Source organism: Pseudoalteromonas peptidolytica (assembly GCF_012641745.1).
Taxonomy (GTDB): Bacteria; Pseudomonadota; Gammaproteobacteria; order Enterobacterales; family Alteromonadaceae; genus Pseudoalteromonas; species Pseudoalteromonas peptidolytica.
On the sequence record NZ_WEHZ01000031.1, the window covers coordinates 1 to 12,986 of the forward strand.

The window sequence follows — 12,986 nt, forward strand, 5'->3', positions numbered from 1 at the left end:
TTTGTTAATATCAGAGCGAGTTTCTTCTACAACTGTAAGGTGTTCAATCAGGTTCATTGGTTGCGCCTAGCAATGGGATTGGCGCTATTTGATCATAAATTAGCTAAAAGTGCGATCCCGCCCTGGGTGTTAACGAAGAGTTCGCAAAAATATTTTGGGAAGTAACTTTCTTTTATGATTATTTTGAGTATTTAAAAGCACTACCTATGTTGTTGTGTGTAGCGGTACTTTATATTGGTTTTATTGTTCGACAGCAACCATTACAAAAGCCACAGCATTTAATTTGAGCTTTGAAGAGTTCATAACGGTATAGCGGTTAGCTACTGTATTGGTACGTAAATTAGATTCCCGCAGCTGATTATTGTATTAATGGGGCGTAAATTGACCTTGTCGACAGAGTTTTAGCTTCGAGGAGTAAACTCATACTTATTGCTAAAATGCACTGACTAGATAAGTAATACCAATTTGACTTAATACTTGCTCAATTTGAAGGAGTAAGTCTGACGTGAGCAGCGTTAGAAAATCCTTATTTAGAACAACTAAATAGCAAAATTTTTTCCTGCCTACAGGACGTAGGTACCTCGGCGTGAGCAGGACGTGGAAGCGGTGTTATCGACAAGGTTTTCTCGCCTTAAAATAGATCACTTAATTAAGAAAATTGCTATAAGCTGACTATTTTTCCGCCCTAAGATTAGGCTCGCTAGTTTTAATAAAAAAGGTGCTTTTAACTGCACCTTTTTTATTTGCTTTATAATCGAACCGCACGGTGATTATTCTAGATTTGGCGCACTAGAGTATACCATTTCAATCAGGTTATTCATGGTTCTTGATTTTTGAATATAGGCTTTTTCCATGTGGGCAAGCTCTTGTAATTCAAATAATGTCGTTTCAACCAGCCTGAGCCACTTTAGCGTTGTGTCTGGTACAGCACCATTTTGTTTGGTCGCTTTTTTTAGCGCGTTATAATAAATTGTTAAGTCACGATATTGGCTTTGATAGTCCATTGTTGTTCCAACCCCGTCTCTATTCGTTCACATGAAAGTAACAGGGAAACCGAGAAAAAATCTGCGGAGAATTATTTTTTACAAGTTTTTAATTCGATAGGTAGTTAATATTTGCAAATGCAGAGATGACATCTTTTGCAAATGCAATACGCGGGTGCTTCAAAGCGCCTTTTTTCCATACTAAGTAGATGTTGTTCTCTGGGCCAACAGATCCCAATTGGATAAGCTCTCCAGCTTTAATTAAATCACGGCATAAGTAGTCTGGTAGTACTGAATAACCAATACCCGAGCGGATAATGTGTGCGATGGCGCGAATGTCTGGACAAATTGCAATAACATTGGAGTTACAGCTGGCATTAAATACGCGGTCAAAATATTGTCGTACTAGTGGCAAGTCTTGATCGTAAGTTACAACATTATAGGTTGAGAGTAACTCTGCGGTGATCTTACGGTCTTGGATCTCTCGTCCTTCTAGACGATTCATGACGAGCCATAGTTGCTCTTTATCTAACACTAGATAGTCGAATATTGCAGGATCGGGGGTTGATGCAGCAATTGCAATATCGGCGGTATCATTGAGCAACGCATCAAAAATATTAATCTTATTGCCAATATGTAGCACTACATTGATATTACCTGCTTGGAGTAAATTAGCAATTTGTGGGCCCGACACAAAGCTGATGTATTCAGCAGGGCCTGCAATGTTTAGTGTTCCAAACACAGCCTCTGATCTCGCCCGTATAGAGGTTATCTTCTGCTCTAAAATGTCAATATGACTAGATACCTGAAGTGCTAAGTCATGTGCTGTTGGAGTTGGTTTTACGCCTCTTGCTTGGCGTTCAAATAAGGCTTTTCCGACCACTGATTCCATTGTTTGAATATGTGCCGTGACTGCGGGTTGCGACATGCCTAAATTGGCAGCAGCCTTGGTAATATTTTTGCAGCGGTACACTTCAACAAAGGTTTTTAACTGGGTTAGATGGGACATAACATATTAAGCCATAAGAATTCTGATTGCTCCTCCAAACTTATCCGAATTCTCCTCAATTCGCAAATCACGTATTATGCTTCCATTAACACAGGTAAAGCGCAACGATATCAGACTTTTAAATCGCCGTGCTTTATTTACAGCGCTTTGTATTAAAAGAGTAGTGGTGCAATGTCGAATACCGCCTTGCATAGCTTGCAGGCTCTCACTGTTTTTGGTTACTCGCCTAAACATAAAAATATTTATCGCTATTGCAAGTATTGGGCGCGATTAAGCCACAGCCAGTAGCAGACAGGCGACAATAAGACAAAAATCAATAAAAACTACACTGAGAATGAGCCAAAGTGTAGAGAATGAACGTTATATCTACCGTATAGACAACACAGAGGAATTAAGCATGCTTAATTTTGTATTTAAAAACCAAACCGAAATCCTCTTTGGTAAAGGCCAAATGAGTGAAATAACATCAAGATTACCAGAGCAAGCAAAAGTGCTATTGCTGTTTGGCGGTGGTTCTATCAAAAAGAATGGGGTATACGACCAAGCAATGAGCGCATTGGCTGGTGTTGATGTCATTGAGTTTGGGGGGGTAGAGCCTAATCCAACCTACGAAACATTAATGCAGGCGGTGACCACGGCAAAGGAGCACGACGTCAACTTTATTCTTGCTGTGGGTGGTGGTAGCGTGATTGATGGTGCAAAGTTCGTTGCAGCTGCCTATCATTTTGATGGCGAGCCGTGGGATATTTTGGTTAAAGGCGCAAGCTTTAGCGACCCTTTACCTATCGGAGCTGTATTGACTTTACCAGCAACAGGTTCAGAAAGTAACGGCAACTCAGTGGTGACAAAAAAAGCCACTTCGCAGAAGCGCGCATTTTCATCGCCCACAGTACAACCACAGTTTGCAGTACTTGACCCTGAATACACCTACTCGTTACCGCCTCGTCAAGTAAGTAACGGTGTAGTAGACGCGTTTGTTCATGTAATTGAGCAATATCTGACTTATCCGGTAAACGCGCCGCTACAAGATAGATTTGCAGAAGGTATTTTACAAACACTCATCACTGAAGGTCCAAAAGCACTGAGCGAGCCTGAAAACTATGATGTCAGAGCTAATGTGATGTGGTCGGCTACCATGGCGTTAAATGGCTTAATTGGTCAAGGTGTACCACAAGATTGGTCTACACATATGATAGGGCATGAGTTGACGGCACTATACAACCTAGATCATGCGCAAACGCTTGCTATTGTTTTACCAGCGCTTATGTATGCACAGAAAGAGCAAAAAGCAGAGAAAATCCAGCAGTTAGGTAAACGTGTTTTTGATATTAACGAAGCCGACACGGCGGTGCAAATTGATAAAACAATCAAAGCAGTGCAAGACTTTTTTGAAGCGATGCTAGTTAAAACGCGTTTAACAGACTACGATTTGGACGAAAAAGCAATCTCGGCGGTAGTTGCTAATCTTGAAAAGAACGGCATGACTGCTTTGGGTGAGCACGGCGATATCGATTTAGAAAAAGCAGCGCAAATACTAGGATTAGCGCTGTAACAGCTTAGGTAATATAGCTATTGCATCAAAATAAAAGCCAGTGATAGCGTCACTGGCTTTTTTACTTAACTTGAACTTAGCATAAAAGGGAGTTAATCAACTAAAATAGCTATGGTTAACAGCGTAATATCGCTTTAGCTAAAAGTTAAAGTTATGCCACGTTCAGCATATTTATAATGTACGCGAGTATGCGATACGTTACAGGTTTCTTAACTGGTCGATAACGGCTTGGATCTTATCAAACTTTGTTTGTTTGTATTCCAGCTCAGCTTGTGCTTTTCTACTCTCCCAATAAGCATGGTCTTCAGGGTACTGAGGTTCAACCACATAAGACGCTAGGTGATTACCGTACGGGTCTCTTAGCCAGCATCTATATTCAACCGCTTGATCATAAGGGTCTGGGTCGTCACAGCCTGATCTAAGTGGGAGATCGGCTTGTTTTTTCTGTGCTAGCATTGTGCTGAGTTGGTTGGCTAAATTTCTTGCTGCGGTCACGACGGTAGACTTAGGTACCAGCCCTGCTAAGTGACGCTCAGTATATATTGCAACGACTACAGATGCAGCTAGCGCGTAGGTATCAGCAAGGTAGAAAAAGTCATCATTATAGCGACTGTTAAGTGCTCTGTGGTTAATTAAATCATTGGCTTTAATTAACAGACCACCTAATAACACTGGATCTTCACCCTTGTATTTTACGGTATCTCCATAATGTTTTAAGCTTGCTTCTACACTGCGAAACTCTGCAATAAAGTCATACTCAGCATCACGAACAATTTCCTTTCTAACTCTATCTTGTATCGCTTGTAGGCTTTCTTCGCTAAGCATTACGTATTGCGGGCCACCAGAGCCAAATACAGCGTCGGCAAGTAAAGAGCCAAAACCATTTAATAGTTTGCTTTTTACTTTATCTAAGATTTGTTCGCCGATTGTTGCTGTTTTTTCTTCTTGTTCGGTGGCACCAACAGAAAATGTTGCACTGCATAGCGTTAGACTGACTATTGCGGCGATTGAACTAAGTTTCATTAAAATAATCCTTATTAACACATATAGTTATTAACTAACCTGAGATCTGGATAACTATCCCGAGGCACGCTTTTGATACGTGAAGCTATTCTCCAAGCGTGCTAGTTAAATGGGGTGAACACAACCCGCAAGGACTTAGTGCTCTTTTTATCCAGCCCCAGGTTAACTACGTAAACTCAGCCATTGATTTAACATGTTATTTTAAAAGTAATGAATTAACATTGTCTTTTGTTTTTTAGTTAATCAAAAATGACTAAGTTTAGGTAGTTTACTCTATTTTTGTTAAAGAATCATTAAGGTTAAAATTTTATTCGTATCCCGGCGTTGACGGTAAATCCATCATTGCGTGACCAAATGTCAGTTGTCCAGCGGCCACTTGGCGCTTGTGTAGTTAACAGCAGCGGTTCCTCTTTAGTTTGCCTTACATTGAGTAAATTTTCTGCGTTCAGAAAATAGCTAATATTTCCCACTGTAATTTGCCCAAGTAGACCGAGATGCCAATAGGCATCGCTTTTGGTTCGGTATGGGTTGTTTTCAAGGTGTTGTGTGCCCGTGTAGTAAGCTTCAAAACCCAATAAGTGGCTGCCATGTTTCTCCCACATGATAACTGCACCAGCGGTGTGTGTTGGGGTTAAATAAAGTGGTACGCGAGAGGCATCGAACATGCTGTTTTTAGTAGCATCTGTGTATAAATAGCTTCCTGTGAATTTGATATCATGCCAACGATAACGCAGTAGTAACTCTGCGCCCCGTATTTCGCTCTGGCCACTCGTATTTATTAAGCGAACCTGTTGCTGCTGTGAAGGCGTATTCGAATTAACAACTTCTAGCGCCGTGACATTTTCAACGTCAGAGGAAAATAAAGTAATGCTGCTCTCAAATTTATCAGTGACATAACTTAGGTCAATAGAGGCAGTTGTTGCTTCTTCCTCCTCAAGATCGGTGATGGGCATAAGGCGTGACAAGCCCGTATCTTCGATGTCTTCAATAAAAGGTGTTGGGGCAAAAAAGCCTTGTCCGTAAGAGCCTCGAATAATCCAATGTTCCGGGTTGTATAATACCGAAATACGCGGGCTAAACTGAGTGCCGAATTCATTGTGCCAATCTGTACGCGCGCTCAATGACACAGCGAGATCTTCACTTGCTTCATAATCTACCTGTGAAAACAATCCCGGTACCTGATAGCGATAATTAAAAGTTGAAAAGTCCTGTGAATCAAAGCTATCTTCTTGATATGCCATACCAATAAGCCATGCAATATGGTCGTTATACCCGGATACGCTAGACTCAATTAAGTAGCTTTCATGGGTGTCATTTTCTTCAACGATACCATAAATGTGATCATGCTCTTGGTGCATCATCGAGCCTCGTAGGTTTAGGCTCAGTGTTTGTGCTAGTGGCTTATCAAAGATAAAGCCAGCGTCTATGCTTTGTGAATCCTGACTTTGAACAAAGGGGTTACCATCAGCTAGTGTTGCTCCCTCTCGCGTACCGCCTTCACGATTCTCTGTCATTGCGCCAAGCGTAAAATACAAGCTTTCCCCGTCTTCACCATCCCAATATAGACGAGGGCGAACTGTTGCACGTTCATATCCTGCCATATCAAGCCAGCCATCATCATCTAAATCCTGTTGAGCTTGATGGTGTATCCCAGCAGTTAATGACATGCTTGTGGTGTCATGAATAGGTGCTGCGAAGTACGAAGTGATGTCTTGACCACTTTTTGATGTAGCATTGAGTAATACTTCTCCTTCAAATTCATCTGAAGGAGTACGAGAGATCAAATTAATCACTCCACCAAGTGCGGAGCCACCATAAAGCGAGGAGGCTGAGCCTTTGATGATTTCAACGTTGGCTAAATCAGTGGGCGGGATTTGCAATAACCCAATTGAAGCTGTTTGCCCGCCATAGAGTGGCAATCCATCACTCAATAACTGGGTGTATCTACCATATAAACTTTGTAGACGAATATTGGCGCTGCCAAGGGCTGGGGAGGTATTTTGTACTCGCACTCCGCCTGTTTCGGCAACTAACATGGAAATATTACCCGGACGCATTAGGGCTTTTTCTTGGATTTCTTCACCATTTATAATCTCTGTTCTTGTTGCTGACTCGGTTACGATCCGTCCTAAGCGTGATGCCGTTACTTGAATCTTTTCAATTTTATTGTCGTCATGCTCATGGTGATGCTGTTCTCCAGCATGAGATATAGATGGAGCTAATAGGATGGCGAGTGCCACTGGAGAGTATGTATATCGCATTTTTACCTCTAATAATACAAAGCGTTGGGTGTGACACCAACGTTTAGCAATGTCTACTTCATTTGAATAGCAATACCAAGCACTCAAGCTGTAAAGTTCAGTTGCAACATATTCTGCTTTTACCAATTTGCTTTATTAAGTCGAATTGGTATTACTCCCTCAAGTTGAGCAAGTATTAAAACAAAGTGGTATTACAACGCATGCTGTGTCCGTTGCACACTGACGGCTACGCACATTGGTATTATTTTGTATTGGTTGTAGTTAGCCTACGGGATATAAAACCTGAGGTTCAGGCTATATCGGTATTAATGGAGAAGGTAAAATAGGTGGTCGTTCAAGGGGCGGCACATGCCGTCCGGTGTACCGATGCGTCAGACCAATATCTAGGTCATGAGTATGTAATCGATATGGAACGTTGAGCCGAAGTGTGATGAAAACAAATGTAGTACATGCGTTGTCTGGACAAATGCAGTCATTTTCACAGCACTGTGTATCACAACAGTCATCGGTATCTGTAGACAGGTTACCATCGCTCAATACTACAGTTTGATGCTCGGCTGCTTCTATGATTGAAGCTGAAACCTTGCTGCCTACAAAGTCAAAAGCCATGGTTTGGCCAACAAGGGCAACCAATAACGTTATCATTAAAACTAGCTTTGACAATGGGTTATACATAACTATCTGCAACAAAAATGGCCTCGGTATTGTAAGAGCTTTTACGTGATAAGTGAAGTCTTTGGGTGTCTATGTGTTATTTGCACATCGCTAACACGCTATTTCAACCACAAAAGGCGGGAGTTATACCAATTTGAAGGAGTAAATCTGACGCTAAACGCGTTAAAGGTTTCTTATTTAGAACAACTAAATAGCAAAATTTTTGCCTAGTTATCGACAAGATTTTCTCGCCTCAAAATAGACCACTTAATTAAGAAAATTGGTATTAAAGCTGGCAATTAGCTTATGGAAGAAGGTGTTCGAAAAAGCAACTATAGTTAAAAGAGACGTTTTTTATAGTGAAGAAACAATGATTCAACTTTTGAGTTTAATTTTATTGGCTTGTTCATTGTTCGCTTCGGCTCAACCTAAGCGTGTAGTAACGGTTGCCACCGGAGAATACCCTCCATATACGGGCAAGCAACTTGCAAACGATGGTTTTGTTAACCATATCATCCGTCTAGCACTAGAAAGCCAAGGCTACCAAGTACACTTTGAGTATTTGCCTTGGAAGCGTAGCTTTCAATCAACTCACTTGGGGCAATTTGATATGGCGTCTTACTGGGTGTGTGAGCCTGAATATGCTGATTCGTTTTATTGTAGCGATGAGATTTATAAAGGCAATTTGCTCGCCTATTTTAGAAAGACAACTCCTTTGCCAAAATGGGAAAACATATATGATCTGAAAAAGTTTCGGATTGGTGCAACATTGGGGTATGAATATGTGCCAGAGTTTCATAAAGCGGTAGAGCAAGGTGAGTTGGATGTGTTGATGGTGACGGATGATAAACACAGCTTAAACATGCTATTCAACGACCGCGTTGACTTGGTGCTGCTAAGTGATGTCGCGATGCAGGCGCTGCTCATTAAAGCCTTTACACCAGAGCATGCCACGTTAATTCATGCGAGCGACAAACCATTCTTGGCCTACACCGCCCACGTTTTATTTCCTAAATCTCGAGAGGGTAGCCTAGTGTTGAAAAACGATTTTAACAAAGGCTTAAGCCAGCTAAAGCGCTCTAGAGAGTGGGATCGCCAATGGCAGCGACTGCTCAATGCAGAATTTCACCCTGATGCTGCTATCAATTGAAGTAATACCCCCAACTAATATAAATGAGCCATTATCCAATTTTAACTCTTAATTTTTGAGGCTGTGACAGCTGCATATTTGGTATTAATAAAGCGCAGTAGGGTAGGCATCATTAATCCAGTTAATACAACACACATCCCCATTAACTGAATTGCGCTGACTGCTTGTCCCATCAACGCAGAAACCAAAGCAGCAAATACCGGCACCAAGTTGAAGTATAACGAGGCTTTTGCGGAGCCAAACGCTTTCACTCCACTGTTCCAGCACAGGTATCCAACCACGGTGCCAAAGACGCCGATGTAAATTAAACTCGCCAATGAGAAGTTAGGCAAAGTGATAAACGATTCCCAAGGTGTTACTTCTGCCCTAAACAAGCTAATTATTAACAAGGTCGTCAGTCCCATAGCCATCGTTATTAATGAAAATTCAAGGGGGGCTAACCAATGCGATACCTTGGATGCACAGACCGTGTAGCATGACCAAGCCAACATACCGATGAGAATAGTCACATCGCCTCTATTGATTGTTAAATTGATAAGGCTGTTTAAATCACCCTTGGTAATGACCAATAAAACCCCTGATAAGGCGATGCCAAGTTGGCACAGCTGCAATTTCCGCAAGGAGGTTTGATCAACGATGGCTGCCAGAAGTGCAGTAACAATGGGGCTTAAAGCCATGATTAACGCGCCATTTGTGGCTGATGTGTGCTCCAGTCCAGAGAACAGAGCAAAGTTTAACCCTCCAATGCCAATAGAGCCGATGACTGCTAACGCAAGATACTGAGTTAGTGATAATGAAACTATGCGCTTTTTGGTTATATACATAAAAACTAAAAGGCTAGAAACAGCAATCGCAAAGCGCCAAATGGACAGCGATAAGCCAGACATATCTTGGAGTACAACTTTTGCTAAGGGGAATACGCTGCCCCAAGAGAATGCACATACAAGCATCATTACGATAATGGCATTTTTTTTCATATAAATGGGTAACTAATTGAATGAAATTAAGATAAGTTTATATATTCCAATATCAACAAGATATAAGCGTTTTTGATATATTAGATTCCAAATATGAAAATTAACTATTCTTTAGATGATATGCGACTATTTTGGGTCGTTGCGAAGCAAGGTAGCTTTAGTAAAGCAGCGCTTGAATTGAGTATGCCTATTTCTACATTAAGCAGACGTATCAAAAACTTAGAGCAATCATTACAATTGCGATTACTGAATCGTGATGCGCATAGAGTGACATTAACAGGAAGCGGTGTGCAATATTTTCAGCGTTGTGGCGGATTGTTAGAAGCATTGCAAAGTGCAGGTGATGCGCTATTTGATGAAAAAGGAGAGGCGAGTGGGACGATTAACGTGTCAGCACCGAATAATTTTACTCAATATAAGTTAGCGCATATCTTTAATGCGTTCTTGCGCGAATACCCAAAAATATCTATTAACCTTTCACTGTCTAATAAAAATATTGATCTTGAAAAAGAGCATATTGACCTCGCTTTCAGAGCCTGTGACGAGGTTCCGCTTGATTGGATAAGCAGACCGTTGAAGCAAGTAAAGTCAATAGTGTGTAGTAGTCCAGCTTTAATTGAAGCAAATACAATTAGCCACCCTAAAGAACTACAAAAGCTGCCTGTTATTTTAAGTAACCCTGTCAGGGTTTGGGAGCTGGTTGAGACCACCACCGGTGAAAAATTTAGCTATACGCCTTTGCCTCCCGCTAGACTAGAAGCTGATGATTTACATGTTGTTTCTCGAGCTGTGATTGAAGGGCTTGGTGTGGGTTTTATCCCTTATTTTATGGCTAGTGAGTGGATAGAAAGTGGCAAGTTAGTTCGTTTGCTACCAAAGTGGTCTGGGCAACCGAGAACGGTTCACTTGTTATATCGAGATAGAGACAACATGCCACATCGGTTACGCTTATTTATTGATTATTTAATCAGAGCTTCGGATAATTAATGCCTTGCTAGCAGCCAGATTTAGCACCAACTGCGTTGAATTCACTTCCAATAGGCAGTTATTGGTACGTAAATTCGCCTTGCCTACAAGGTGTAGGTACCTTGGTAAAAGCAGGACGCGAAAGCGGTGTTATCTCCAAAGCAGTCTGGCTAGAGTAGGGGATAATTGAATATGGTCTTAAAAACAATGAGCTAGTTCACTCTTTATCCTAACCTCAGGTTATTTAATTTCTCATTACTAAAAATGCTTTAAATATGAGCGGTGATGTGGTTATTATGCAAATGTCTATATTTTGGGCACTGGTTAAAACCGTGTCTAAATGAGTAAGCTCATCTCTGAAATAGGTGGTTTTATGACAATTGAAAGTTGGCTAGCTTTTTGTACAATTGCGCTGCTGGCCACAGCGACACCAGGTCCCGCTGCATTGTTGGTGGCGACGAATAGTTTAGCTGTGGGTTTTAAGCGGGCGTTGCTAACTGTATTTGGTAACGTTTCAGGGTTGTTGCTGATGTCGAGCTGTGCCGTTATTGGTTTGAGTGGCTTATTGCTCCACTCAACAGCGGCATTTACGGTTGTGAAAATATTAGGCGCGCTCTATTTGATTTATATTGGGGTCAACTTATGGCGAAAAGGGTTAGGTCAGGTATCTCTTCCAGATGGTGTAAAAAAACAAAAAAGCGCAGTGAGACTATATCTAGATGGTGTGCTGGTGGCGTTAACTAACCCAAAAGCTATTGTTTTTACAACGGCATTATTCCCACAATTTATCGATACTTCAGCACCACTCTTAGCGCAGTTTTCGTTGCTGGTCACTACTTTTATGTGCCTATCTTTTTGTTGCTTATGTATGTATTCATTTCTGGCTCAAAGTGCTAAAAAGCGAGCGATAAAATGGGTGTCTGGTCATGTAATTGGTAGAGTATTTGGTGTGACATTTATTGGTGCTGGGTGTGTTTTAGTTAGCGCTGAGCGCTAATTATACATAGCGAAAGCTGCCTCAAATTCACTTCCCAAGCCGCCTACTGGAAGTGAATTTATCTAGCTTAGAAGGTGCAGGTACCTAAGCTTTAGCAAAGCGTGCCGACCAGATAAGGGAGTAACGTAACGCGAATCCAAAAGCAATGTGTTGGCTCAGCCTTTACTCCAGGCTCAGCTTACTGGGAAGCGAGTTTACGCAAACGCCGACTTTGATGTTTTTTGCGTTTTCGTTGCCACCATAAATAGACACCACTAAAGCCAAGTAAAATAGGCGCAAGCCCCATTAAAGACCAAATAATTTTACTTGGAAGCCCCGCAAAGTGACCAAAATGTAGTTTTCTAAAGCTATCAATTATCCTCTCTAGAGAGGTTGCTGTGCGAATGTCATACACGGCAATTTGTGCGCCTGTAGTGGCATCGAAGCTTACAGTAGAGGCGTAGTTACTAATAAAAGGGTTCGTATCTGCAACGCTGCCAAAAATAGTGATATGTTTTTGTTGTGGTTCAAACGGAAATAACCAGTAAGTGGGGGTAAAGCCGCCAATTGCATCAAGGCTCTGCGCCATCATTGCATCAAAGTCGAGTGTGCGATTAAACATTGCTTGACTGACAATATGATGATCAGCTTCATCATGTTCAAAAGCCTCATGGTAGTAATCTACGGCGTTAAAATAGACACCTGTTATCCCAAGGCACAGTAATACCGGTGCACTCCATATTCCAATTAATTTATGTAACTCAGAAAACAAGATTACTCTTGGAGTGTGTCGTCTAAAGCTAAAAAAACGTCGCCAAAAACGACGGTAAATAATTAAACCAGACACTCCTAAAAAGGTAAACAGAATCGCAATAAATAAGCCGATAGCGACGCCCATATTTGGAAAATAGCGGTTGCTGTCGTTGAGCAACAAGGTGTAATGAAGGTGAAGTATAAAGTCGGTAAAGTCGCTGTGTATGCCCACAGGCGCACTCAGCATTTCTCCTTGGTAGGGATCGAGGTAGGTTTTAAACCAAGTATCAGTACCATGTTTTAGCAGATAAACTCTATCGGCCTCGTAGCCGTCATCAAATAGCTCCCAACTACCAATTTCATAGTCGGGGTGCGCAGCGGCAACCAAATTGACTAACTCTTTCATTGGCTTGCGCTGAATATCTTGGCCTACATAATTCAAGGTGGCTTGATCTTTGAGAAGGATGCTATCTATCTCAAATTTGAATACCAACATGCTGCCAGTGAGTGAAATGATGAGTAATGGCAACATTGCGATCAGTGCCATTAGGCTGTGCCATTTAAATAATGTTTTGCGCATTATTATCCTTTAAAAACTAAACCACCTTAGCTGATGCGCTACCTAAAACTCAGGTTAAATACGCTGAATATCTATATCAATCTGCTTACATCACGGGTTTTT

General features: G+C 41.4%; 11 protein-coding genes and 1 pseudogene. 5 read left to right on the forward strand and 7 right to left on the reverse strand.

What is annotated here, in order from left to right:
• Positions 1 to 122: 122 nt before the first annotated feature.
• Positions 123 to 287, forward strand: a pseudogene (locus F9Y84_RS22290) (helix-turn-helix domain-containing protein); the annotation flags it as partial.
• 483 nt (positions 288 to 770) lie between these two features.
• Here F9Y84_RS22290 and F9Y84_RS17340 read toward each other — a convergent pair.
• Positions 771 to 1,004, reverse strand: a complete 234-nt coding sequence (locus F9Y84_RS17340) for a hypothetical protein (protein WP_128730932.1) — start codon at positions 1,002 to 1,004, stop codon at positions 771 to 773.
• Positions 1,005 to 1,092: 88 nt separating this feature from the next.
• Entirely contained in the window at positions 1,093 to 1,992 is a 900-nt protein-coding gene (locus F9Y84_RS17345; protein ID WP_147391285.1) for a LysR family transcriptional regulator, read from the reverse strand.
• A 397-nt stretch (positions 1,993 to 2,389) separates the two neighbouring features.
• On the opposite strand from F9Y84_RS17345, the gene F9Y84_RS17350 reads away from it, so the two are divergent.
• Positions 2,390 to 3,544: an iron-containing alcohol dehydrogenase gene (locus F9Y84_RS17350; RefSeq protein ID WP_147391284.1), complete on the forward strand. Its 1,155-nt coding sequence runs from the start codon at positions 2,390 to 2,392 to the stop codon at positions 3,542 to 3,544.
• 198 nt (positions 3,545 to 3,742) lie between these two features.
• Here F9Y84_RS17350 and F9Y84_RS17355 read toward each other — a convergent pair whose 3' ends face one another.
• From F9Y84_RS17355 to F9Y84_RS17365, 3 genes are all read right to left on the reverse strand, one after another.
• Positions 3,743 to 4,567 carry a hypothetical protein gene (locus F9Y84_RS17355; protein WP_128732594.1) on the reverse strand — a complete coding sequence of 275 codons (825 nt, stop codon included), beginning with the start codon at positions 4,565 to 4,567 and terminating at the stop codon, positions 3,743 to 3,745.
• Positions 4,568 to 4,866: 299 nt separating this feature from the next.
• Entirely contained in the window at positions 4,867 to 6,828 is a 1,962-nt protein-coding gene (locus F9Y84_RS17360; RefSeq protein WP_147391286.1) for a TonB-dependent receptor plug domain-containing protein, read from the reverse strand.
• 294 nt (positions 6,829 to 7,122) lie between these two features.
• Entirely contained in the window at positions 7,123 to 7,473 is a 351-nt protein-coding gene (locus F9Y84_RS17365; RefSeq protein ID WP_147391283.1) for a hypothetical protein, read from the reverse strand.
• Positions 7,474 to 7,852: 379 nt separating this feature from the next.
• Here F9Y84_RS17365 and F9Y84_RS17370 point away from each other — a divergent pair, with 379 nt between their 5' ends.
• Positions 7,853 to 8,632 (forward strand): substrate-binding periplasmic protein, encoded by a 780-nt coding sequence (locus tag F9Y84_RS17370; RefSeq protein WP_147390749.1) that lies wholly within the window; start codon positions 7,853 to 7,855, stop codon positions 8,630 to 8,632.
• Positions 8,633 to 8,673: 41 nt separating this feature from the next.
• On the opposite strand, the gene F9Y84_RS17375 is transcribed toward F9Y84_RS17370, so the two are convergent.
• Positions 8,674 to 9,609, reverse strand: a complete 936-nt coding sequence (locus tag F9Y84_RS17375; protein ID WP_147390748.1) for a DMT family transporter — start codon at positions 9,607 to 9,609, stop codon at positions 8,674 to 8,676.
• Between the two features lie 93 nt (positions 9,610 to 9,702).
• On the opposite strand from F9Y84_RS17375, the gene F9Y84_RS17380 reads away from it, so the two are divergent.
• Positions 9,703 to 10,596 carry a LysR family transcriptional regulator gene (locus F9Y84_RS17380; protein WP_147390747.1) on the forward strand — a complete coding sequence of 298 codons (894 nt, stop codon included), beginning with the start codon at positions 9,703 to 9,705 and terminating at the stop codon, positions 10,594 to 10,596.
• A 352-nt stretch (positions 10,597 to 10,948) separates the two neighbouring features.
• Positions 10,949 to 11,572: a LysE family translocator gene (locus F9Y84_RS17385; RefSeq protein ID WP_147390746.1), complete on the forward strand. Its 624-nt coding sequence runs from the start codon at positions 10,949 to 10,951 to the stop codon at positions 11,570 to 11,572.
• Between the two features lie 178 nt (positions 11,573 to 11,750).
• Here F9Y84_RS17385 and F9Y84_RS17390 read toward each other — a convergent pair whose 3' ends face one another.
• On the reverse strand, positions 11,751 to 12,884 hold the full coding sequence (locus tag F9Y84_RS17390) for a PepSY-associated TM helix domain-containing protein (RefSeq protein WP_147390745.1): 1,134 nt from the start codon (positions 12,882 to 12,884) through the stop codon (positions 11,751 to 11,753).
• Positions 12,885 to 12,986: the final 102 nt, after the last annotated feature.

Coding starts and splice junctions, on each gene's coding strand:
- F9Y84_RS17385 (WP_147390746.1), top strand. CDS start 10,949: ATGACAATTGAAAGTTGGCTAGCTTTTTGTACAATTGCGCTGCTGGCC.
- F9Y84_RS17360 (WP_147391286.1), bottom strand. CDS start 6,828: ATGCGATATACATACTCTCCAGTGGCACTCGCCATCCTATTAGCTCCA.
- F9Y84_RS17365 (WP_147391283.1), bottom strand. CDS start 7,473: ATGATAACGTTATTGGTTGCCCTTGTTGGCCAAACCATGGCTTTTGAC.
- F9Y84_RS17350 (WP_147391284.1), top strand. CDS start 2,390: ATGCTTAATTTTGTATTTAAAAACCAAACCGAAATCCTCTTTGGTAAA.
- F9Y84_RS17390 (WP_147390745.1), bottom strand. CDS start 12,884: ATGCGCAAAACATTATTTAAATGGCACAGCCTAATGGCACTGATCGCA.
- F9Y84_RS17345 (WP_147391285.1), bottom strand. CDS start 1,992: ATGTCCCATCTAACCCAGTTAAAAACCTTTGTTGAAGTGTACCGCTGC.
- F9Y84_RS17375 (WP_147390748.1), bottom strand. CDS start 9,609: ATGAAAAAAAATGCCATTATCGTAATGATGCTTGTATGTGCATTCTCT.
- F9Y84_RS17380 (WP_147390747.1), top strand. CDS start 9,703: ATGAAAATTAACTATTCTTTAGATGATATGCGACTATTTTGGGTCGTT.
- F9Y84_RS17370 (WP_147390749.1), top strand. CDS start 7,853: ATGATTCAACTTTTGAGTTTAATTTTATTGGCTTGTTCATTGTTCGCT.
- F9Y84_RS17340 (WP_128730932.1), bottom strand. CDS start 1,004: ATGGACTATCAAAGCCAATATCGTGACTTAACAATTTATTATAACGCG.
- F9Y84_RS17355 (WP_128732594.1), bottom strand. CDS start 4,567: ATGAAACTTAGTTCAATCGCCGCAATAGTCAGTCTAACGCTATGCAGT.